This is a genomic window from Proteiniborus sp. MB09-C3 (assembly GCF_030263895.1).
Lineage (GTDB): Bacteria > Bacillota > Clostridia > Tissierellales > Proteiniboraceae > Proteiniborus.
On the sequence record NZ_CP127161.1, the window covers coordinates 314554 to 336119 of the forward strand.

The window sequence follows — 21566 nt, forward strand, 5'->3', positions numbered from 1 at the left end:
TTCCTTTAATTCTCGGTAAAATTAAATGCTAATAAAAATTTCGAAAATCTATATCATCACTTAATTTCCTTTTAGATAGTTCGAAAAATATTCTTACATAATTATTTTACTTCTGAATTAAGGTTCTCTATTAGTATATCCTATATAAAAAATATTACAAGTGTTTTTTTCAAATTCCCTAAATTTAACCATGAAAAATAACTATAATTAATTTTATTTAAAATTTACGTCCACCTCCACCGTGGCTTCTCCCACTACTGGAACTATGCGTAGTACTTCTTCCACTACCGGAACTATGGGTAGTGCTTCTTCTACTGCTTTTAGAATTAGAATCATTATCAATGCGTACAAATGTTACTCTAGTGTTTACATGAAAATCCTGACTATTAATAAGCCTAAATGAATTTTTATCTAAATAAGTGCTCTGATTAGTAGTAGTCCTTCCTTTATTGTTAATAGCCATGACCCCAACAGATATACCCCCTATGCCAAATGAAATAAGTAGGTAAATTAATAATCTATTTGCTAAGTCACTTTGCTTTGAAGTAGATATATCCATACTGTCATTTGGATATGCTCCAGTATTTTCTTTAGTAGAATTTCCAGTGTTTTCGTCATATGAGTACTGATTAGAAGGAATACCTTTTTGCACATAATACTCCACTTCGTTTAAAAAGGCTTCTGCTCCTTCACTATAATTTTCCTCTGTGAGACAAATGTATACCTTGTCTAAAATACTATTTATCCTTACATCTGTAAAATACTCAATCGCTTTTCCACAGGTGGAAATATAAACCTCTCGGTCAGCCATATTTATAAGTAAAATCAATCCATCGTAGCTATCTCCATATCCGAAGTCATTTTCATCATAAAAATCATCAGCATAATCGCGAGAAGTTTTTCCTTTATTATCCGCTATTGTAAGGATAACAGTATCCAAGCTTAGTTTTTCGCTTAATTCCGCTGCTTTTATTTGCAATGCTTCTTCCTGAGCTTCAGAAAACAGGTCTGCCTCATCGTAAACCTTTTGATCTACGGCATAGGAACGTCCTCCAATCAGGGCTACTAATAATATGGCTGTTATTAGGATAATCCTTAGCTCTTTTCTCATAGGAACATACCTCCTATAGAAAGAATACCAAATACAAGCCCTGAAATAATTCCAAACCAAGCAGCCATCCTTGCCTTACTTAAAGGGAGGCTTCCTGCAATCTTTCCTGTCTGCCCATTCATCGCAAATACATAGGTCTTACCTTTATAATTGTAAGTAAATATCCAGGCAGGAAGCAAAACATAGGCTGCTTCTGATTTATATATATCTATACCACTATTTCTCACTGTTACACTGCTATATCCTTGTATAGTATTACGGAGCAGCGTATCTGTATATCCATTAACCCGTTCAGATATTCTGCCAAATACGGCTTCTTTATCCACATCATATTTTTCTGCCATATAACCAGACAGGTAAGACATAGAAAAGTCCACCATTTGACTATAATCGTAGGGTTCTAAAGTTTCCATCAACCTATCATCTGCTTTTTTTGATCCATCTGCAGGTATTCCACTAAAGCTAGTAGTAGCAGCCCTAGTTACATCATAATATTTTGTCTCAGTATATCTTTTATTTCCACTTACCCATGTACGGACCTTTCTTCCCTCTGCATTTATTTTTCCTCTCGCTTCACAATCAAATAGCCAAAATGGAATATATATTCCAGAAAGCAGTTCTAACTGAGAGTTTGATGTAAATTGCCTTGAAAGTAAAGGTTTCTTTTTACACCATTTTATAAATATGTCTCTGGCAGCTTCCTTTTTAAATTTAAAGGGAATTACTTTCGCAGGTCTATATTCTCCTGAAAGCTGTTTTGGTATTATTGCAGGATTGTGACAGTAGTAGCAAAAAGTTGCAGCAGTTGTTTCATCAGTTACTATCTCTGCACCACAGCTTGTGCAGCTATATACCCTTGCTTTTTCTGCGAATTCAGTGTCCTCCTGGGATGCTTGCTGCTCAAAAGAGTCATCCTTGGGATTTTCATCATTTGCAAGAGCTTTTACTTCTTCGTTATTAAAATCACTTAAACAAAATTCACATTTCCAGTTTTGTGAATCAGCGTTAAATTCTAGTGCTCCTCCGCAGTTTGGACATTTATAAGTAACAATAGCCACCAATGTCACCTTCTCTTTTAAAATTATTTTACATCATCTTCATTAAAAGGGTCTCCACATTCAGGACAGAACTTTGGCATCTTGTCAAAGTCCTTAGGTTCAAAGCCACACTTGTTGCATTTATATTTTTTAGGTCCCTCTGGCTTTTTTGAACCACATTCAGAACAGAAGTTTCCTGTATTTACTGTGCCACATTTACAAGTCCACGAATCTTGATCATTGCTTGGCTTGGCCTTTCCACATTGAGTACAAAAGCGGCTTGTATTAGCCTGACCGCAACCACATTTCCAGCCTTCAGTATGGGCTGTGTCAGTAGTTGATGCCTCTTGTTTACTTTGAGCCCTTTGTTGCTCTTGCTGCTGCATTTGAAGCCTATTAGTCTGTGAAGCTGCATCCATAAAACCGCCTGCTCCTTGCAGACCCATACCTACTCCCATAAAGCCTGTCATAGAACCATTTGCATTGGAGCCAGCCGACTCTATTCCTCTAGCAATGGAGCCTTGGACATAGCCTTCTCTAATTGAAGCATCCGATAGCATAGCTCCTTGATTTCGCATATTTATTAGCTTCTGGGATTCTTCATCATATGAAATACTAGAGATTCCTACAGATTGAATCTGCATGCCACGCATTTGACTCCAATCGTTGTCTAGTACTGTTGACATATATTTTGCAAGCTCCATGCTTTTTGAAGCCACAAGAGAAATTCTTATTCCATCGACAGACATTTGATTGATAGCAGATTGTAGTGCCGTTAGAAACTCTGATAAATACTGCTCATTGATGTCATTGATATCCACTTGAGACTTATCCTTTGGAATTGCTTCCATATAAAATTTAAGTGGATCTAATATTTTAATAGAATAAGTTCCATGTGCTCTTAAAAATAGCTCAGCATTGTAAAAATTATCAAAATAATTGACGGGATTACGTGTTCCAAATTTAATCCCCTTAACCTCTTGAAGATTTATATAATATACTTTTTGGACAGTAGGCGTTACACCGCCAAACTTAAAACGATTAAATGTCTCTTTTAAAGAATCTCCAAACTGACCATTAAACATTGAAGGTAAAGTTGAATTGCTAACTTTGTAATATCCCTCTTCTGCTGTATAATCAACTATTTTTCCACCTTCAACCAGCATCATAAACTGATTTGGATATACATGGATAATAGAGCCATTTGACACCGTATTATCTGTGCCTTTCTTATTGCTGTTACGCCTATCCTTTGCTCTTACTTTGACCCCAGATGTCATAACTGTGGTATCGCTCATTTCCTGCGGCTCGATGACTTCTAGCCATTGATCTGCAAATCCTCCTCCTATAGAGCTAAAAGCAGCTTTAATTATTCCCATAGTATCCCTCCAAAAAAACTATTTATATTTCATACTTATTTTAAAATACATGTAATTATACTTATTCGTTTAATGCTTTAATCTCAATATTCACGACTTTTTCTGTTTGGATTTTATCCTAGAAATGCTTGTCCAAGAAATCAGTCAAACGCCCCACATAAGGCATCTACCTTTTTATATCCATTCCTTTCTTCATCAATTGAAATCAAGCTGAACTAATTATGCGTAGCTGTAGGTTATTTACTTAAGTTTGATTTTATAACATTTTCGTACTTTTTTAAAGTATAGTTTATCACTATAGATATGCTTTAATTATTTCTCAGCTTCAAAAAAAGCAGATACCTCTTCTGATTTTTCAGAAGAGGTATTTACCTTTTTAAATAGGTTAATCTATCTTAGCTTCGTATATTTCCAATGTCCTGTTCTAAATCTCGCATAGACAAATAGCCACCTTACAAACTGATCCACAAACACGGCAATCCATGCTCCCGCCAGTCCATATCCTAGTATCTTGACAAATACATGTGCTAAACTGACTCTAACCAACAATACTCCAAAAAATGTACCTACTAAAGGCCAAAAAGTATCTCCTGCACCTCTTAGGCCTCCCGCTAAAATAAGTTGAGAAGACTGGAAAGGTTGTACTAAGGCAATTATTTTCAATGCTAAAGAGGAATTTTTGATAATCTCTGGATCTTTTGAATACAGTCCTACAAGCTGTGGCCCAAAGAAAAAGAACATTATGGCCATAAAGGTAGATATCATTGAGCCAATCCTTCTAGTTTCCTTTGCATAATTTTCAGCCTTTGAAAGCTCATGGGCTCCTAAGCTTCTACCAACCAGAGATGAAGCCGCTATTCCAAAAGCCTGACCTGGCTGAAACGATAAGCTTAATATGTTTAAGGCTATTTGGTGTGATGCATAAACAACAGTACCTAAGCCTGCTACTATTTTTACAAACATGAGCACCCCTATTCTTAATGCCATTTGTTCCAATGAGGCAGGGAGTCCAATCTTCACTAGATTATATATAATATCCTTATCAAATTTAAAGCGTTTCTTAATATTTAGCTTAACAATGCTTTTACCTTTTATAACATAGCTAAATAAAAGTACACTTGCAATTATATTAGATAACGCAGTTGATATACCTGCTCCAGTAACCCCAAGCTTAGGAAAACCTAGAAGACCATAAATAAGAAGTGCATTCCCTATAACATTGAGGAAATTTGCTTTTAGATTTATCTTCATAGGTGTCTTAGTCTCACCAATACCTCTTAAGGCTGCAGACATGGACATGTTTAATGATTGAAATACAAAGCCTACCATAACAACTTTAAAGTATCCTCTACCAGCCTGCAAAGCATCGGCTTCTGCTCCCATGAAATTCAAAATAGAATCTGTAAAGATTATACCAAGTATTGATAAAGGTATTGCAAGCATCAGCAAGCTCAACAGCATTACATGCTTTAAAGTAGTTTCTATCTTATCCTTCTGATCTGAGCCAAGATATCTTGCAACCATGGCAGTTCCACCCACATTTAAAGCCTGTACAAGAGATATCCCTATGAATAATGGTTGATTCGTCATACCTACTGCAGCAACAGAGGCAGCTGCCAATGAATTATCGCTTATTCTTCCAAGCATCATCATATCTATCATGCCAAAAAGTGAACCTAAAAGAAGCTCCACAAGAACAGGCCATGCAATATTAATAACATCAGCTTTTGTGGGATTTTTTAACCACATGAGTAATTTGTTTTTTTTCTTATTCTTTTCGCATTCTGAACTAGTCATTATACCTCTTCTTTCTGTAATAACTTAGAGACACTAAATATTATATCATAAAAATCAATATTTTTTAAGACACTGAGCTAACTTTCAGCCACTTATTTTACTTTAGGCCTTTATATACTTACATTAGCAAATTGACTTTGATGCAATCTGTAATAATGTCCTTTTTTCTCTAATAGCTCTTCATAACTGCCTTTTTCCACTATCTCACCATGATCTATTACCATGATAATATCAGCATCCTTTATAGTAGATAGTCTATGGGCAATGATAAATGTAGTCCTACTTTCCATAAGCTTTACCATGGCCTCTTGAATTTTTAATTCTGTCCTAGTATCTACGGAAGATGTAGCTTCATCTAATATGAGTATGGATGGATCAGCTAAGATTGCCCTTGATATAGCTAGCAGTTGTCTTTGCCCCTGACTTAAATTAGTTCCGCCTTCGTTTAAAAACGTGTTATAGCCTTGAGGAAGCTTGCTTATAAAATCATCAGCTCTTGCTAGGACAGCTGCTTTAACTATAGCCTCATCTGAAGCCTCCAGATTTCCATACTTTATATTTTCCTTTATGGTTCCTGAAAATAGATAAGTATCCTGTAGCACCATTCCAAATATTTTTCTTAAGCTATTCTTTTGATAATCCATTATATTGATTCCGTCTATTAATATCTCACCTTTATTTATCTCATAAAATCCAGTTAGTAAATTTACTATAGTAGTTTTTCCTGCTCCCGTAGGACCAACCAAAGCAATATTAGTCCCAGGTGCTACCTTAAAGGATATATCCTTGAGAACAGGTTCATCTTTTTTATATTCAAAGGTCACGTCTTTAAATTCTACTTCTCCTTTAATATTTTCTATATCTACTGCATTGTCAACATCTTTCCTTTCCTCTGTCTCATCTAATATTTCAAAAACCCTTTCTGCCCCTGCTATGCCTGATTGCAATGTATTAAAGGTATTTGCAAGCTCATTTAATGGCCTTGTAAATTGCTTCGAGTAGGAAATAAAACTGGCAATTATCCCTACAGAAATAACACCTTTTACAGCCAGACTCCCTCCAAATATAGCTATAACTCCAAAGCCAAAGTTGTTTATTACATTCATAAGTGGCATAATATACCCAGACCAAATCTGAGCCTTAACTCCTACATCTCTTAATATATCATTTTGAGCCTTGAATTCAGCTATGACTTTTTCCTCATTATTGAAGGCTTTTACTACATGTATACCTGATATGGACTCTTCAATGTGACCATTTAAGCTCCCGAGGGTCTTTTGCTGTTCTCTAAATAATAGCTTAGTCTTCTTTGCTATGAATCTAGTCAATAAATATACCATAGGTACAGTAATCATGCTAGCTATAGTCATAAGCGGGCTCAGATAAATCATCATGACCAATGAGCCTAATATATTAACTGCTGATGTCATAAACTGTACGGTTGATTGGGATATAGTAGTACTTACATTATCAATATCATTGGATAATCTACTCATTATCTCACCATGTGTATGAGTATCAAAAAATATGATAGGTAGGGATTGAAGCTTCTCAAATAGCTTTTCTCTCAGGTTAAATACTACCCTTTGTGCAATCCCTGCTACTATATATTCCTGCAAAAAAGTAAGCAAGTTATCTAGAATATATACTGACAATAGTATCAATACAATGGATCTCAGTTTACCAAATTCAACAAGATATTTTCCAGGAAATATAGCATCTATTGCTTTTCCTATAAGAAATGGAACTGATAGTCCTAAAAGTCCTGATGCAAATATTAACATAAACGTTATAATTAGCTGTCTTTTTTCACTTTTAAAAAGCTTCCATAATCTTTTTAAAGTGTATCTAACATCTTTTGCCTTTTTTGCAGGCATAATAGCACCTCTCCCCCATGCAATACCTGCATGGCCTCTCTGATCTTGTCTAGGCATCAAGGTCCAACGCTCCCTTTCCTATCTGAGAATGATAGATATCTTGATAAACTTCGCAAGCCTTCATAAGCTCCTCGTGGGCTCCCATTCCTACTATTTTTCCTTTATCCATTACAAGGATTTTATCTGCATCCATTACTGATGTAATTCTTTGAGCTATCAATATGGTTGTAGTATCTTTTAAGTATTCTTTTAGACCCTTCCTTATATTCCTCTCAGTTATTAAATCAACTGCCGATGTACTATCATCTAAAATAAGTATGGCAGGTTTCTTTATAAGTGCTCGAGCTATGGATATTCTCTGCTTTTGACCACCAGACAAATTTACCCCGCCTTGTCCTAGATAAATGTCATAGCCTTCATTGAAGGATTTGACAAAATCATGGGCTTGAGCTATTTTAGCAACCTTTTCTACTTCTTCGTCTGTTGCCTTTTCGTTTCCCCATTTTATATTATCTTTTATGCTTCCTGTAAACAACAACGCCTTTTGAGGAACTATAGCTATTTTTTCTCTTAATTCATCAAGGCTAATATCTCTTACATCTATATCATCAATTTTTATCTTTCCTTTAATTACATCATAAAACCTAGGTATTAAATTTATTAAGGTAGATTTACCAGACCCTGTAGATCCTATAATTGCCACAGTTTCTCCAGGATTCGCAGAAAAATCAATATCTTCTAACACATATTTGCCGCTGGAATGGTATTTAAAATATACATTTTCAAATTCTAATCGTCCTTTTCCGTTGTTAATTGAGATTGGATTATCCATTGGAAGTATGCTATTCTCTGCTTCAAACACCTCTCCTATTCTCTCAGCTGAAGCCTTGGCTCTGATAAGCATATTTAGCACCCTAGTCATTATCATAAGTCCAAAAAGAACTTGAGTCATATAGTTGATAAAGGCCATGATTTTGCCAACCTCCATATTTCCTACATTAACTCTTAGTCCTCCAATCCATAAGACTAATACTATTCCTATATTCACTGCCAGTGCTACTAGAGGATTAAAAACTGCTACTATTCTCATTCCTTTAAGGGTAATATCCTTTAAATCTCTATTTACTGTTCTGAAACGTTCTCTTTCATAATTAAATCTATTAAAGGCTTTCACTACTCTGATACCAGCTAGATATTCTCTCATTACACCATTAACCTTGTCTAATGCTTTCTGAATTCTTGTGAAAATAGGATAGGATATTTTAAGATTTATAGCTATGACTATACCTACTACAGGAACTACTCCTAAAAGTATTAATGACATCTTAGGATTTAACAAAAATGCCATTACTATGGCACCTAATCCTAATACTGGAGCCTTTACGAATACTCTCATCATTCCGTGTGAAAAGTTTTGTATTTGATTTACATCATTTGTTAACCTTGTAATCAGTGAAGCATCTTGAAATTCGTCTATATTGTCAAAGGAAAACCCTTGTATTTTAATATATAAGTCCTCTCTCAGATCTGCTCCAAAGCTTTGAGATACCTTAGAGGATACTATATTTCTAACAACTGCACAGGCGGCTCCTAGAGCAGTTACTAGAAGCATAAGTCCTCCTAGCTTAAGCACATAATTCATATCCCCTTGCCTTACTCCATTATCTATTATCCTTGACATAATGGTGGGCTGTATTAAATCCCCCATGGTTTCAAGAATTAAAAAGGTAAGTCCTATAGAAAACTGCTTCTTATACCTATTTATGTATTTACTTAAATAACCAGTATTCATTTCCAAGCTCTCCTCGTTATGATATATAATATTATTATATTATTTAGACACCCTAAACACAATAAAAACTGAACTAAATTTATTAGCTCAGTTTTTGTGGTTTCATATAGATTTACTTTTTCACTTTATATTATGAGGATCTATTTTAGATAAGGCTTCGCATAAAGCTCCTTTTTTGCTCCAAGCCTTTTAGCCTGAGTTTTCCAGCCTTGATTTGCCATAAAAACATATAAGGGTGTTGGTATCAATCTGCCTGACATCAACTCAAAAGCTGCGGGAGGAATTTCGCTATCCTTAGCTATGGCCTCTACAGCCATATCAAGGGCAGCAACTTTGTTTCTAGTCATACCGCCTAATTGCTCAATAGGCTTACCATTTATTGCTGCACCAGAGCCCATAACGAATCCTCCAATCCACTGAAACCCTGCTTTACCTGCAAAGTTTTTACATATATTAAGAGATGTATAGTTATGAAAAGATTCTGGAAATCCATTATTTGCAATAGCAATTAGTTTTTGCTCTTTTATATTTCTCCTTTCCTTCCTATTTTCTCCTATAAGCTCTAAGGCTCTAATTAGAGGCGATGGCAAGTTATCTACGTATAGTGGAAATGAAATAATAAGTAAATCTGTATCATTCACTTTTGAAAAAAGCTCATCTGCATTATTTTTAAGTACAGTAAGTATATGGAACTTATCACATACATATCCTTTTTTATGCAAGCCTTCAAGCAAATAATTCCCTAAGGATTCAGAAGTACTATTTTTAGATTTTGGACTTCCTATTAATAATAAGGCCTTTTTTTCAGCTAGCATCTTAACACCTCCATAGCTTTCAATTTGTCTCGTATCTGATATTTGATATCCTTTTCTGAATTGTCTATTATGATACCTCCTACAAAAGAATTGTACCAGTTCAGGGAATTTCTTTTGACTAGGCTTTCAAATAGTTCCTTGTCCTCATTATCTTCCTCTGACATCATGCCTAATACTACTACTTTTGGATACTTTTTATATCGCTTTTTATGATGAACCTCTCCGTTAACTTTCTTAAAGAAAGGAAGAAGTAAAGGTATTATTCTGTCTAAGGCCTTTTTCAACTCAGATGAATATCCTCCATATACTACTGGAGTAAGAAATATTACCATATCACTGTTAATAATGTTTTCTGCAAGTATTCGTCCATAATCTTCTACTACGCATACACCCGGTGTCTTTACCCAACAACCAAAACAGCCTAAGCATTCTCCTATTTCCTTTTCTCTAAGTAAAATATAATCCGTTTCATATCCCTGCTCTGCAATTATCTCCTCAGTTAGCTTCCTTGCTTTTTCAAAACTTTCATCCCCTTTTAATTCCCCGTTAAGTATTAATGCCTTCATTTTTATTACCCCCTTACTTTTTACTTAAATTATTTAAAAGTCTTTCATACCAATTAGCCATAAACTTTAGATGGTCTATCCCAAAATGAAGTGTAGATATCTCAAAATATTCTGCCACTGGCTTTACTTCAATTTCAAGCTTCTCAAGCCCACTAATTTTATTATTAATATCCTCAATCAATTGTTCAATAAGCTTTGAGGCCTTTTCCTTAGATAATTTTTCATAGAAAAATACTTTAGCAAGTATGTCTTCATATGATCTCATGAAATCTATAGGCTCTTCCAGCCATTGAATAAATACCTTCTCCCCAATTTCATTAATTGTATAGATCTTCTTGTATTTTCCGTTTTCTATAGCTTTTGTAGAGCTTATAAGTCCTTGCTTCTCTAATTTACTTAGTGCGGGATAAATGCTTCCAAAGCTTGCGTTCATGAAATTAGAGGTGGTACGAGTCATTATTTGCTTTATATCATATCCAGTTAATTGCCCATAAGTTAAAAGACCTAAGATCACAAATTTTATCATTAATATCATCCTTTCCAACAATCACATATCTCATTATATATCGTATCGATATATATTATATAGATATATGAGACAAAAATCAATACAAAAAAACACCTATTTAGAAAATAGATGTTTTTTATTTAATTAATGCATAATTCAATATGTTGTACTAGCATCCTCTCAATTGCAAAAGCATTGCTATAATTTTTTATGAGTAAAGTTTATATGATGATTCAAGCAGTATTTCTCATGCGCTCTATAACAGGTGTCTTTGAGATTGTCCGAACACCATAAAAGATTAAAAATAGCTGTACTGCCAGTAGAACAATGAAATAGATAAGTGACGCTTGCCACGGAAAATTATATATGGAAGTCCGTGAATTATCGGCTAACGTGCAAGCCATATAACCAACCGGGACTCCAGCCAGAATAGTTATCATGGTAGCCATAAGGGTATTTATGAAGCCCTCCATCACAAGGGAGGCGCGTAATTGCTTTGATGTCATTCCAATGGCCTGAAGTACTCCTATTTCCTGTCCACGTGAAATCATATTTGTCATATGGGTGTTAATCAGATTTATGATGCCAAACACACCAAGAAGCAGGGCAAGTATATAAATAATGCTCCAACCTGTAGCATTTGCCGCCTTTTGTTCTTCCAACGCTGCCAAGTAAGTGCGTAATTGAAGATGGGAATTGCCATGTATCAAAGCGGTTAACTGAAGCTTTATCGTGTCATCTTTAGGGGCAGCTGTGATAACCTCCCAACTATCCAAGCAATCTGTACCCGTTATTTGTTGTAATGAAGCATCCGTCATTCTGAAAAGCTCTGCAAAACCATCGTTATTTTTGGTAATTCCCATAACAACAAGGGTAGTTTCCACATACTCACCATTTCCGGCAAGAGTGGTAAGCTCTATCATATCGCCTAACTTCGGCTCCCATCCGAAAATATCCTTGATGGTATCAGGTGAATTGAGGATAACACCATTATTTCGTGATAACTCGTTATAATCTGCCGTTCCGTCAACCAAAGCATGGGATAATTTTGCTTCATATTGTGGTGCATAGCCAAACAAATTGATAGATGTATTTCTCACATTGGTGTTATCTATCGTGATTTTTCCGTTAATTGCCCGCCATTCATGGATATTTTTCACTCCGCTTATGTTGAGTATCTCGTTTCTTAATTCTTCTGTAAGTGGGTTATTACGCTGCTGAATCTCGGAATAACTGGCTTGTTCACCGCCTATTACTACCAATTTATAATCGCCGTATTGAAATCCCACGGAACGGACGATATTTTCCGCTGTAATATTTTTTTGCAGGCTTGCAGCACAGAGAAACAACACCCCGCATAATCCAAGAGAAAGGATGGTAAGGGCTGTTTTTTTCGGACTTCTCACAACATTCAAAAACGCAATACGCAAGGGCGTAGACTTTTTATATCCAGTCTTTATTTTAGCGACAGATTTGCCGCCTATATAGGATGAATATCGGCCTGCTTCAACTGGAGATACGTTTCCTGCCATTTTCGCGGGAGCCCTCACGGAGAGCCATACAATGAGTATGGAAAACAGCACGACAATTAATATAGCCAGTAAAGTATTTACAAAGCTCCAACCATCTGGATGCAAAGCATAGCCAATTGCTAAGCCTGGCAAAGTACCTGCTACACTGCCAATAGCCCCAAGAATGATACCTTCATAAACCACGATTCTCTTTATTTGCTTCTGGGTTGCACCGATTGTGCGCAGCCTGCCGTATTCCCGTATCTTTCCACCAACGGAAATATAAAATATTGTGTAAATGACCACAGCCGCCGCAAACAAAAGAAAAAGTCCAATCAGTACAATAGGCAGCAAGGTGGCAGTGTCCATAATTTTGCCGACGTACTGAAAATATGGACTGTTAAAGCCAATCTGCTCTGTGCCAATGCCATTATCCCTGCAGACCTGTGTTAAGGTCTCCTGTGCTTCGTGCATACTGAAATGTTTTATATTCTTTAGCCACAAGTAGACATTGTAATCTATACTTTCTCCACCCTTGAAGTTCTCCGAATAAGCTTTTGAGAAAAATAGGATAAATGTATCGCTGCGCATTTCTGTATCATCCAATATGCCTGTTATTTTGAAATCGGCAGCAGCATTTCCCCCTAATCCAAGCTGGATTGTACTGCCAATATCAGCCTTCTGCCCAATCATATCCAAATAAGACTGCGCCACTACAATTTCATTTTCACCGATTGGAGCAGAACCCTTTAGATTAGAAAGCGACTTAAGCATGTCGTCATTATAGTAGAAAAAATATACAGTTCCATTCGGAGTTTCAGTAGCATCCAGACAATAGGTAACCCCAGCTTTCTGGATGCGGTTGTCGCTGGAAAGTCCTACAATTTCTGTATCTTTGACATTTCTGACAACAACATGGTAGGTGTTTTTGACAGAATCATATTTCGCCTGATTCACCGCAAGGGATGTAAGCGCCAAGCTTAGAACAACACAAACAGTAAAGGCAATCGTAAGGATTGAGGCAAGATTTCTGCGCCGGTTTGCTTTCAAGCTGTTTTTAACAAGATTGTGAATGACTTTGTTATTGTTGTTTTTTGTATAGTCCATTTCATTCACCTGCTTTCGGCAATGCGCCCGTCCTCTATCCTTATGACGGTATCTGCCATTTGCGCAAGTAATTCATTATGCGTAATCATCACAATTGTCTGTCCAAACGAGAGATTAGCTTGCTTCAAGATTTCCATAACGTTCCCGCTGGACTTGCTATCAAGGTTGCCCGTCGGCTCGTCAGCTAAAAGGATAGTCGGTTTCCCCACAAGGGCACGGGCGATAGCGACACGCTGCTGCTGACCGCCTGAAAGCTGATTCGGCATATTGTAGAGCTTTTCTCTTAATCCAAGCAAGTCAACAATCCTTTCAAAATAGCTTTTATCAACCATGTCACCATCCAAATCAGACGGAAGCATGATGTTCTCATAGATGTTGAGAATCGGCACAAGATTGTAGTTCTGAAATACAAAACCGATGTTTCTACGCCTGAAAATAGTAAGCTGCTCGTCGTTCATAGACTGGATTTGTCTTTCACCAATGATTACGGTTCCCTCTGTTGGTGTGTCCAAGCCCCCAAGCATATTCAGCAGCGTAGTTTTCCCGCTGCCGCTTGTGCCGACAATAGCCGTAAAGCTACCCTTGCTGATGGACAGAGAAACACCATCCAGCGCTTTTGTCCTATTAGGCTCTTTGCCATAGTATTTTTTTAAGTTGTTGGTTTCAACAATATTCATAAAATCATCCTTTCCTCAGGAGTTTCTTTCCCTGTGATATAATGGTAACACCCAAATATCCTAACATTCTCCCAAAGGAAAAGAATATTGTTACAAATCAGGGACATTTGCCGTTTTGTCGTTTTGCAGATAAACAGATATAGTCGTTCCCTTATCCACACAGGATTGAACCGTAATATAGCCCCCCTGCCGTGAAATGATTTCCCGCGTGAGATACAGCCCAACACCTACTCCGCTGGTCTGGCGCATACGATTTTCACGATAAAACCTCTTAAAAATATCATTCAAATGTTCTGGCAATATGCCAATACCCGTATCGCTGATTTCAATACGGGTGTATAATGCCATGCGACATACGGATATGGTGATGCTACCTCCATCCGGCGTGTACTTTACAGCATTGTCCAAAATATTGAATAAGGCTTCTACTGTCCAGCGCATATCAAAGTATAGCTGCAAATCACTTTCACTGCCCGTGATTTTGATATGTTTCTTTGCCGCCGCTGGATGAATGGCTTCTACAGCATTTTGAATCAATTCCAAAACAGGAGATAGCTTCGGCTTTGGTGCAATTGTTCCGTTCTCCAAGCGTGAAATTTTCATCATAGCGTCAATCAGGAATTCCAATTTTCCGACTTGAGTTTTTAAGCCCGAAATAAAGAATTGTCGCCGCTCCCTATCCGTGCTTTCGTCATCCAATGTTTCAGCCACCATCTTGATATTGGATAAAGGAGTTTTCAACTGATGGGAAATATCCGAAACCAGTTCCTGAACACTCTTTTTCAGGTGTTCGCTTCGCTGGGCGGCTCCCTGTGTAATCTCCCTGACCTTTAGCAGCTTTGCCCCGATTTTTGAATGAAGGGATTCATCCTCGAGTTGTATATAATCGGCAGGTGTATCTTCTATGATGCTGTCAAGCTGATGGCAGACATATTCGGTAAATCTCACAAACTGTGCCCGCGCCACCAAACGTACAGCAATTAGGCATAGGGCTATACTAAGGGAGCAAAGACAAGCCAACAGGCGTAAAACGAAGTCAGACGATAATAAAAACACTCCGATTACCAAAGTAAGTATTACAGCTATTTCCACAGCACAAATCATAATATCCACTGTTCTTAGCTTAGTTCTATTCATCGTCTTTTTCACCTACCCACCTATAACCAATGCCGTAGTAAGTTTTTATATATTGATACTCCGTATCGGACAACTTCGAGCGCAAACGGCTGACAAGCGTTGTCAGAGTATGCGCACTAACAAAGTTCCCATCACTATCCCATAAGATTTGGAGTATTTGATTTCGCGTCAATAGCTGCCCCGGATTATCAATGAAAAGACTAATTAGCTTCCATTCATTTTGTGTTAGCCTCAAAGTCTCCCCACTCTTTTCTACTTGTCCTTTCGCTAAATCGATCATCAAATTTCCACAACGGATAATAGAGTTTGGAATGACAGTATTCCGTTTCAGCACAGCCCGCACCCGCCGCAGCAAGACGGGAATGCTGAATGGCTTCGTAATATAATCGGAGGCTCCTGCGTCAAAGCCCTCTAAAATATTTTCTTCAAGGTCATTCGCCGTTAAAAAGATTACCGGACTACTGGTATGTTTATTGATGAACTTGCAAAGCTCTATGCCGTTTCCGTCTGGCAAATTGATGTCCACAATAAAAAGCTGCCAGTTATTATTCAAAACTTCCGTTTTTGCTTCGGAATAGGTAAACATTGGTTTAACTTCGTAATCGCAATTTTGAAGATGGTAGCAAATACCTGCATTCAACATTTCATCATCTTCAATAAGCAGGACTTTAGGTCTCATCCTTCTTCACCTCTTTTCGCCGTGCATCCTTTGGCTTCTTCGCGTTCTTAGGTATCAGCCTCTTTGGTTGTTACCCCTATTATATTTCGTTTATCCAAAGTATACAATCAATAACAGAAATATAGAAGTTTTTAAGAAAAGGAATACACAGTACATACTAAAGCTCAAGGATCGAATCCGCACTACATTCTATCATAAGAAAGGTAATTGAAGCTCATGCTGTTAATCTTGAAATCCTCTGCTCTCTAATCCATACAATCTTATTTGATTTAACTCCGTAGCTGTAAATACCTTAGCTTCATATAGCCTCATATATTCTTTAGATACCTCAGAATCAAATATTATGATGTCATCTGAGTTAATTGTAACCTTTACCCCATAATCATATAGCTTTCTAATTGGATGTTTCTCTATGCTTTCTACTCTATTTAATAATACATTGCTAGTGAGAGTTATGTTTAGCTGTATATTATTGTCTCTGAGCCAATTCATTATAGCTGGTGAAGCTACAGCTGATATTCCGTGCTGTACTTCATTAAGCTCCAGTTCTTCTACTGCCTCTTTAACATCATCTGCTGTACCCCATTCACCTACATGAGCCTTTAATATCCAACCCTTTTCCTTAGCCTTTCTATAAAGACCTTTAAAGTTTTTAATAGGCTGAGCAAATTCATCACAGTATAAATCTATTGAATAGAAGCTATCTTTTTCTAAAAAAGGCTCCATCCACCTTTCTAAAAGCTCTATGCGGCAATGTCTTGATAACCCAACTTGAAATCTAAAATCAATCTCAGGGCATATTTTTTTATGTGCATCTTTATAATGCTCTATAAGCTTATCTATATCTCCGCTATAATAATGACCATTCCCCCAAACATCTTCTCCTACCTCTAAGACCACCACACCATCATCCTTAGCTACCTGAAAGCATCCCTCTAATAGTACATTTCTTCCTTCCACAGTATCAAAATAACTATTGATATTTTGACTCATCCACTGATGCATTTCATCCATTGATTTTAATTTTTCTTGAGTAGAGGAATATCTATTCCAGTATTCTTTTTAACATATTCTCTTGAACATCCACTAGTGCTATGGTTATGCAAATCAGTCTTTGGTACCTTCCTTAACAGCTTCATATCTCCACTCTCTAAAGCTTGTATAAACATTTCACTATTATTCATGAACTATCCTCCCAATCAAAAATTTATATTTTTTATGCTGTATATGCTATTAAGATTGCTGAGTTTTCCTTTTGGTAAATTGCTTTTACTCTACTGAAGCCAGCTTCTATTAACAGATTTTTTTGGGTATTCGCTGAAAATGGAATATCGATATGATAAAGCTCCTTATCAAGCTGTTTAAGCTTATCATAATAATCCTTTAGATATTCTTTCTCTTTTTCATCATCCACAATATAGTCTCCCTCGATATAGATGCCTGTTTCTTTTTTCAAATAATCTTTAATATTGCTGTATAATTGTCTCTTTACCTCATAGGTAAAATGATGCATAGTCATGCTTGAAATCACATAGTCATATTTATTTTTAGGAAAACTAATATTGAGATAGGAGCCTTTTATTAATTTGATCTGTTTAGAAAACTCCACATATTTATTCTTTAACAGCTCTAGCATGCTCTCTGACATATCAATTCCAGTTATATTTGCATTTGGACACTTCTTAAATATTTCTTCTAGTTCTAATCCTGTACCACAGCCTAAATCCAGTATCTCTATTTTATCATGATTAGGAATTATTTCCTTAGATAGAGTTTTATAATAATTAATACTATCTTCAAGGCCTAACATATGCTCCTCATAGCCCTCTGCCCTATTATTAAAAAACTCAGCCATTTGTTCAATATTACTCGCCATTTTTTCTACCTCCTATAATTATATCAATAAACATATCAAGCTTCTTAGACTTTACTGGCATAGCTTCACCTCACTTCACAAAAAAATAAAAGGCCGCAGTGAAATAAGATTCACTTACAGCCTTCAAAGTCTAATGTTATGCCCCATAAAAAAACTATAATATAGTTAATTAATTATTTATGAAAATAAAAAAACCGTAGATTAAGTACGGCATTTTCAGCATAACAAGTATATAAATATATATCTTAAAAACAATAGAAAAAATTTTCTCTATGCTTTTAAGAATAACATCTATAAAGGTATAAATGTAAAACTATTCCGTAACATTGCATTTATCTAAAAGGACATGACAAAATAAGCCTATATTAGATACAGGTAAAAAACATCCTTTAGATACGATATTAAGTTAATTATCTTGCAATATTTAGAATAAGTTTTCTCATATATTCTTTCCTCCAATAAATGTTATAATAAAATCTTATATTATGTTTATCTGATTGTCAACTAAACACTAGAAATACTGTAGAAATAACAAGGCTTAAATATTAGGGGGGTAATACTGTTAGCCATCGGATAAAAGTTAGAACAAGGACATTTGTTTATTTTCGTATTTTCTTTTTAATTCTTTTATTATGTCTGTCATTCTGTACAGAAGACCATATCTATCACACTCAGTTTTAAATACTATCCATAGCCTGTTTTTATATAGAGAATTGCATTCATATTGTCCTCCAAAGGTGCTTATATATTTTTGTTTTAATCCAGGAAACAATATATCTAATTGTTGATAAAAGTATAATCGTTGATTTTGACGTAATGTTACTCCCAAGTAAGGACTGACGAAGCTTGCACCATTTTCTGCCGCAGCTTTCACTATAAGCTTTATATTCTCATCAGTATCATTTATAAAGGGTAGTATTGGGCACATAAGTATGCCTGTAAATATACCTGCTTCAGATATTTCCTTTAATGCTTTAAATCTCCGTGAGGTCACAGATACATTAGGCTCTATTTTTTTACATAGCTCATCATCGTATGTTGTTATGGTGAATTTTGCCATAGCAGGCGAATGCTCTTTGATTTTAGACAATATATCAATATCTCTAACCACTAAGTCGGACTTAGTAAGCACGCTTGCTCCAAATCCATATTTATTAATGAGCTCGAGTGCTCCTCTTGTCAGCTCATATTTCTCTTCAAAAGGATTATAGGAATCACTCATTGCCCCTGTGGCTACAATCCCCTTTTTCCGTTTTGACTTAAGATCATTTTCTAAAGTTAACAGTACATTTTTCTTTGCTCTTACTTTATCAAAGTTATCAACTCTATAGCACTCACTTCTAGAATCACAATAAATACATCCATGACAACAGCCCTTGTAGATATTCATTCCATAATTACATCCAAACCAGCTATCTCCATTAGACCAAGAAGATAATATTTTTTTAGCTTCTATAAATTCCATAATTTAAACCCGTTTATCCTTTCTTATGTTAATAGACATTCTACCTTAATTATATCTAGGATATATGACAGCAGCTTGTCATATTAGAATTTATTCTTCATAGGCTTCTATTGCATCTTTCATTCTAGTAGTAATAATATCTTTTATATACTGCGGCTCTAACACCTTCACATAATTCCCAAAGGAAAGTATATAGCCGTATACCCATTCATCCTCTGGAAAGGTTACAGTTACATCATAGGTATTGTCTTCATTTTTAACTATGGCTTCTTCATCAAAATCATCATAAATTCGATACAATGCCTTGGACTTGAACCTAAGCTTTAAAGTAACATTATTTGTAGCCATATCATTGTATTCTAAGCTCTGGATATTTTGATCTTTTCTTCTCAGAAATTCTTCATTATTTATAACAAGATTTTTTATTCTAGAGATACGGAAAATTCTAAAATCAGATTTTAGTCTACAATAGCCATGCAGATACCATGCATGACCTTTATACAATAGCTTCATTGGCTCTACTACTCTATTAGTTATATCTCCAAAAGCATTAATATAATCAAAGCTTACAATATATCTTCTAAGTATTGCCGTCTTTATTTTAGTAAACTTATGATTTTCATTTGGATTACTTCCCCACTGACTAAAGTCCACATGTACCCAGTCTTCTGAATTATCGTCATTGAAAATGCCACTAACCTTTTCAAGAACAGAATCAGTCTCTGGATATTTCGTTACCTGTAAAGTCTTTAAGGCTAAAATTAAGCTTTCCTTTTCCTCCACCGATAGAATAGCTCTATTAATGGAATATTCCTGCAATAAGGATATTCCTCCACCATTCCCCTTGCTCATATATACTGGAACTCCTGCCATGGACAGAGTTTCTATATCTCTATATATGGTCCTCGTAGAGACCTCCAGTCTTTCCGCAAGCTCTTTTGCTGTTATTATTTCCTTATTAAGCAGTATTACAGTAATCTCAATCAATCGACTTATCCTCATAATATCACCCATAATAATTATAGCAGTTAAATAGGACAAATGTGTGTCATATTTAACTGCTATAAAAAAATTATAGAGCTGGTAAGCTCTGGGTTCATTAATTTAATCTGTTATATTAGTCTACTTATTCAGTTCCTGTTTGTGAGTTAAGTATCTCTTCTTTCCTTCATCAAACAAATCACTCTCTTCATCACTAGTAATTTCTAAAGAAGGCACAGTCATAGGCTTTCCATATTCATCTAAAGCGACCATAGTAAAAAAAGCTGTCGAAACTACTTTAGCTGATGCTTCTTTTGTTACATCCTCTACTAATACTTTGACAAATACCTCCATGGAGCTATTTCCAACAAAGCTCAATTTTGCCTGACATGTTACTAGATTGCCAATTTTGATAGGATAATGAAATTCCAGCTTGTCTACCCTTGCAGTTACAACATTCGATCTAGCATGTTTAGCTGCTACTATTCCTGCAACATTATCCATTAATTTCATGATTTCTCCTCCATGAACATTACCAGCAATATTAGCTTGATTTGGTTGCATTACGCCTCCGATGATTACCTCTGACTGTTTTACTGTTTTAGTTTCTATGATGACCACCTCTTTGGTTTATTTTGATATTTTTATCCGATAGTTTGTAATTCCAGGTTCTCCACCTATTTAAGCGAGAAATTGAAGGCTCTTTAACTCTTGGATAACGTAGTTTATATAGATAACCAAAATATTTGATTTTATGCTAGTTAGTCATGCAGTACATATGTTCAGAATGAATTAAAATTCCTTTAACCGACCTAAGTCCTTCATTTTAAAAACTATTTTCGTTACAAATATATTTGGTTCCATATGATATTTTAACATAAAAACCACCCTATTATCATTAGTAAATATATCATAATCAATTATAGCTAATCAAAAGCAAAGCTACTTCACTTTTCCAAGCTCTTCTAACGATATACAAGCTTAAATAGAGAGAGTATAAGCTGATAAATGATTCATTGTAAGAATCCATTAGTATAATAATAGGGCTAATAAATCTAACTTTTTAGTCAAGTGTAATCTCATAATAGATTTATCTAACAACTAAACTACGTAGGAAAGGTTTAAAAGCTCAACTTCTTGGGTATTCATAAATCATTGTACCAAATCTATCATAATAACTTTATATTTGCTATAATTAAGTATTCGGTTTTAATTTGTAGAAGAAACTTGAGTTAATTTTACGCAATAGTG

General features: G+C 35.6%; 19 protein-coding genes. All 19 read right to left on the bottom strand.

What is annotated here, in order from left to right:
- Window positions 1-217: 217 nt before the first annotated feature.
- Entirely contained in the window at window positions 218-1111 is an 894-nt protein-coding gene (locus tag QO263_RS01475; protein ID WP_285625603.1) for a TPM domain-containing protein, read from the bottom strand.
- Window positions 1108-2169, bottom strand: a complete 1062-nt coding sequence (locus tag QO263_RS01480) for a TFIIB-type zinc ribbon-containing protein (protein WP_285625605.1) — start codon at window positions 2167-2169, stop codon at window positions 1108-1110. The genes QO263_RS01475 and QO263_RS01480 overlap by 4 nt, the downstream gene beginning before the upstream one ends.
- A gap of 23 nt (window positions 2170-2192) precedes the next feature.
- The gene (locus QO263_RS01485) at window positions 2193-3527 is read right to left on the bottom strand and encodes an SPFH domain-containing protein (protein WP_285625607.1); all 1335 of its coding nucleotides are present in this window, start codon (window positions 3525-3527) and stop codon (window positions 2193-2195) included.
- A gap of 390 nt (window positions 3528-3917) precedes the next feature.
- Window positions 3918-5324, bottom strand: a complete 1407-nt coding sequence (locus QO263_RS01490; RefSeq protein ID WP_285625611.1) for an MATE family efflux transporter — start codon at window positions 5322-5324, stop codon at window positions 3918-3920.
- 110 nt (window positions 5325-5434) lie between these two features.
- Window positions 5435-7258, bottom strand: a complete 1824-nt coding sequence (locus QO263_RS01495; RefSeq protein WP_285629158.1) for an ABC transporter ATP-binding protein — start codon at window positions 7256-7258, stop codon at window positions 5435-5437.
- Window positions 7251-8993 (bottom strand): ABC transporter ATP-binding protein, encoded by a 1743-nt coding sequence (locus QO263_RS01500; protein ID WP_285625614.1) that lies wholly within the window; start codon window positions 8991-8993, stop codon window positions 7251-7253. Before QO263_RS01500 ends, QO263_RS01495 begins: the two co-directional genes overlap by 8 nt.
- A 140-nt stretch (window positions 8994-9133) precedes the next feature.
- Complete coding sequence (locus tag QO263_RS01505; protein WP_285625615.1) at window positions 9134-9808, bottom strand: flavodoxin family protein; 675 nt, start codon at window positions 9806-9808, stop codon at window positions 9134-9136.
- The gene (locus QO263_RS01510) at window positions 9802-10374 is read right to left on the bottom strand and encodes a flavodoxin family protein (protein ID WP_285625617.1); all 573 of its coding nucleotides are present in this window, start codon (window positions 10372-10374) and stop codon (window positions 9802-9804) included. Before QO263_RS01510 ends, QO263_RS01505 begins: the two co-directional genes overlap by 7 nt.
- Window positions 10375-10387: 13 nt before the next feature.
- A complete protein-coding gene (locus QO263_RS01515; RefSeq protein WP_285625620.1) occupies window positions 10388-10900 on the bottom strand; it encodes a helix-turn-helix transcriptional regulator in 513 nt (170 codons plus the stop codon).
- A 215-nt stretch (window positions 10901-11115) separates the two neighbouring features.
- Window positions 11116-13500, bottom strand: coding sequence for an ABC transporter permease (locus QO263_RS01520; RefSeq protein WP_285625623.1), 2385 nt, complete (start codon window positions 13498-13500; stop codon window positions 11116-11118).
- A gap of 5 nt (window positions 13501-13505) precedes the next feature.
- The gene (locus QO263_RS01525) at window positions 13506-14177 is read right to left on the bottom strand and encodes an ABC transporter ATP-binding protein (RefSeq protein ID WP_285625625.1); all 672 of its coding nucleotides are present in this window, start codon (window positions 14175-14177) and stop codon (window positions 13506-13508) included.
- Window positions 14178-14267: 90 nt separating this feature from the next.
- Window positions 14268-15314 carry a sensor histidine kinase gene (locus tag QO263_RS01530; RefSeq protein WP_285625628.1) on the bottom strand — a complete coding sequence of 349 codons (1047 nt, stop codon included), beginning with the start codon at window positions 15312-15314 and terminating at the stop codon, window positions 14268-14270.
- Window positions 15307-15993 (bottom strand): response regulator transcription factor, encoded by a 687-nt coding sequence (locus tag QO263_RS01535; RefSeq protein ID WP_285625630.1) that lies wholly within the window; start codon window positions 15991-15993, stop codon window positions 15307-15309. The genes QO263_RS01530 and QO263_RS01535 overlap by 8 nt, the downstream gene beginning before the upstream one ends.
- Window positions 15994-16215: 222 nt before the next feature.
- Window positions 16216-16986, bottom strand: coding sequence for an amidohydrolase family protein (locus tag QO263_RS01540; RefSeq protein WP_352169185.1), 771 nt, complete (start codon window positions 16984-16986; stop codon window positions 16216-16218).
- A 26-nt stretch (window positions 16987-17012) separates the two neighbouring features.
- Window positions 17013-17177 carry a hypothetical protein gene (locus QO263_RS18925; RefSeq protein WP_352169187.1) on the bottom strand — a complete coding sequence of 55 codons (165 nt, stop codon included), beginning with the start codon at window positions 17175-17177 and terminating at the stop codon, window positions 17013-17015.
- A gap of 32 nt (window positions 17178-17209) precedes the next feature.
- Window positions 17210-17869, bottom strand: coding sequence for a class I SAM-dependent methyltransferase (locus tag QO263_RS01545; RefSeq protein ID WP_285625632.1), 660 nt, complete (start codon window positions 17867-17869; stop codon window positions 17210-17212).
- Between the two features lie 580 nt (window positions 17870-18449).
- Window positions 18450-19334 (bottom strand): SPL family radical SAM protein, encoded by an 885-nt coding sequence (locus QO263_RS01550; protein ID WP_285625635.1) that lies wholly within the window; start codon window positions 19332-19334, stop codon window positions 18450-18452.
- A 90-nt stretch (window positions 19335-19424) separates the two neighbouring features.
- Window positions 19425-20321, bottom strand: coding sequence for a helix-turn-helix transcriptional regulator (locus QO263_RS01555; protein WP_285625636.1), 897 nt, complete (start codon window positions 20319-20321; stop codon window positions 19425-19427).
- A 135-nt stretch (window positions 20322-20456) separates the two neighbouring features.
- Window positions 20457-20879, bottom strand: coding sequence for an acyl-CoA thioesterase (locus QO263_RS01560; RefSeq protein ID WP_285625639.1), 423 nt, complete (start codon window positions 20877-20879; stop codon window positions 20457-20459).
- Window positions 20880-21566 lie beyond the last annotated feature (687 nt).

Excerpts from the sequence above, each read along its gene's own strand:
- QO263_RS01485 (WP_285625607.1), bottom strand. The coding sequence starts at position 3,527 with ATGGGAATAATTAAAGCTGCTTTTAGCTCTATAGGAGGAGGATTTGCA.
- QO263_RS01490 (WP_285625611.1), bottom strand. The coding sequence starts at position 5,324 with ATGACTAGTTCAGAATGCGAAAAGAATAAGAAAAAAAACAAATTACTC.
- QO263_RS01540 (WP_352169185.1), bottom strand. The coding sequence starts at position 16,986 with ATGAGTCAAAATATCAATAGTTATTTTGATACTGTGGAAGGAAGAAAT.
- QO263_RS01530 (WP_285625628.1), bottom strand. The coding sequence starts at position 15,314 with ATGAATAGAACTAAGCTAAGAACAGTGGATATTATGATTTGTGCTGTG.
- QO263_RS01510 (WP_285625617.1), bottom strand. The coding sequence starts at position 10,374 with ATGAAGGCATTAATACTTAACGGGGAATTAAAAGGGGATGAAAGTTTT.
- QO263_RS01500 (WP_285625614.1), bottom strand. The coding sequence starts at position 8,993 with ATGAATACTGGTTATTTAAGTAAATACATAAATAGGTATAAGAAGCAG.
- QO263_RS01515 (WP_285625620.1), bottom strand. The coding sequence starts at position 10,900 with ATGATAAAATTTGTGATCTTAGGTCTTTTAACTTATGGGCAATTAACT.
- QO263_RS01550 (WP_285625635.1), bottom strand. The coding sequence starts at position 19,334 with ATGGAATTTATAGAAGCTAAAAAAATATTATCTTCTTGGTCTAATGGA.
- QO263_RS01505 (WP_285625615.1), bottom strand. The coding sequence starts at position 9,808 with ATGCTAGCTGAAAAAAAGGCCTTATTATTAATAGGAAGTCCAAAATCT.
- QO263_RS01475 (WP_285625603.1), bottom strand. The coding sequence starts at position 1,111 with ATGAGAAAAGAGCTAAGGATTATCCTAATAACAGCCATATTATTAGTA.
- QO263_RS01535 (WP_285625630.1), bottom strand. The coding sequence starts at position 15,993 with ATGAGACCTAAAGTCCTGCTTATTGAAGATGATGAAATGTTGAATGCA.
- QO263_RS01495 (WP_285629158.1), bottom strand. The coding sequence starts at position 7,258 with ATGCCTAGACAAGATCAGAGAGGCCATGCAGGTATTGCATGGGGGAGA.
- QO263_RS18925 (WP_352169187.1), bottom strand. The coding sequence starts at position 17,177 with ATGAATAATAGTGAAATGTTTATACAAGCTTTAGAGAGTGGAGATATG.
- QO263_RS01545 (WP_285625632.1), bottom strand. The coding sequence starts at position 17,869 with ATGGCGAGTAATATTGAACAAATGGCTGAGTTTTTTAATAATAGGGCA.
- QO263_RS01560 (WP_285625639.1), bottom strand. The coding sequence starts at position 20,879 with ATGCAACCAAATCAAGCTAATATTGCTGGTAATGTTCATGGAGGAGAA.
- QO263_RS01525 (WP_285625625.1), bottom strand. The coding sequence starts at position 14,177 with ATGAATATTGTTGAAACCAACAACTTAAAAAAATACTATGGCAAAGAG.
- QO263_RS01520 (WP_285625623.1), bottom strand. The coding sequence starts at position 13,500 with ATGGACTATACAAAAAACAACAATAACAAAGTCATTCACAATCTTGTT.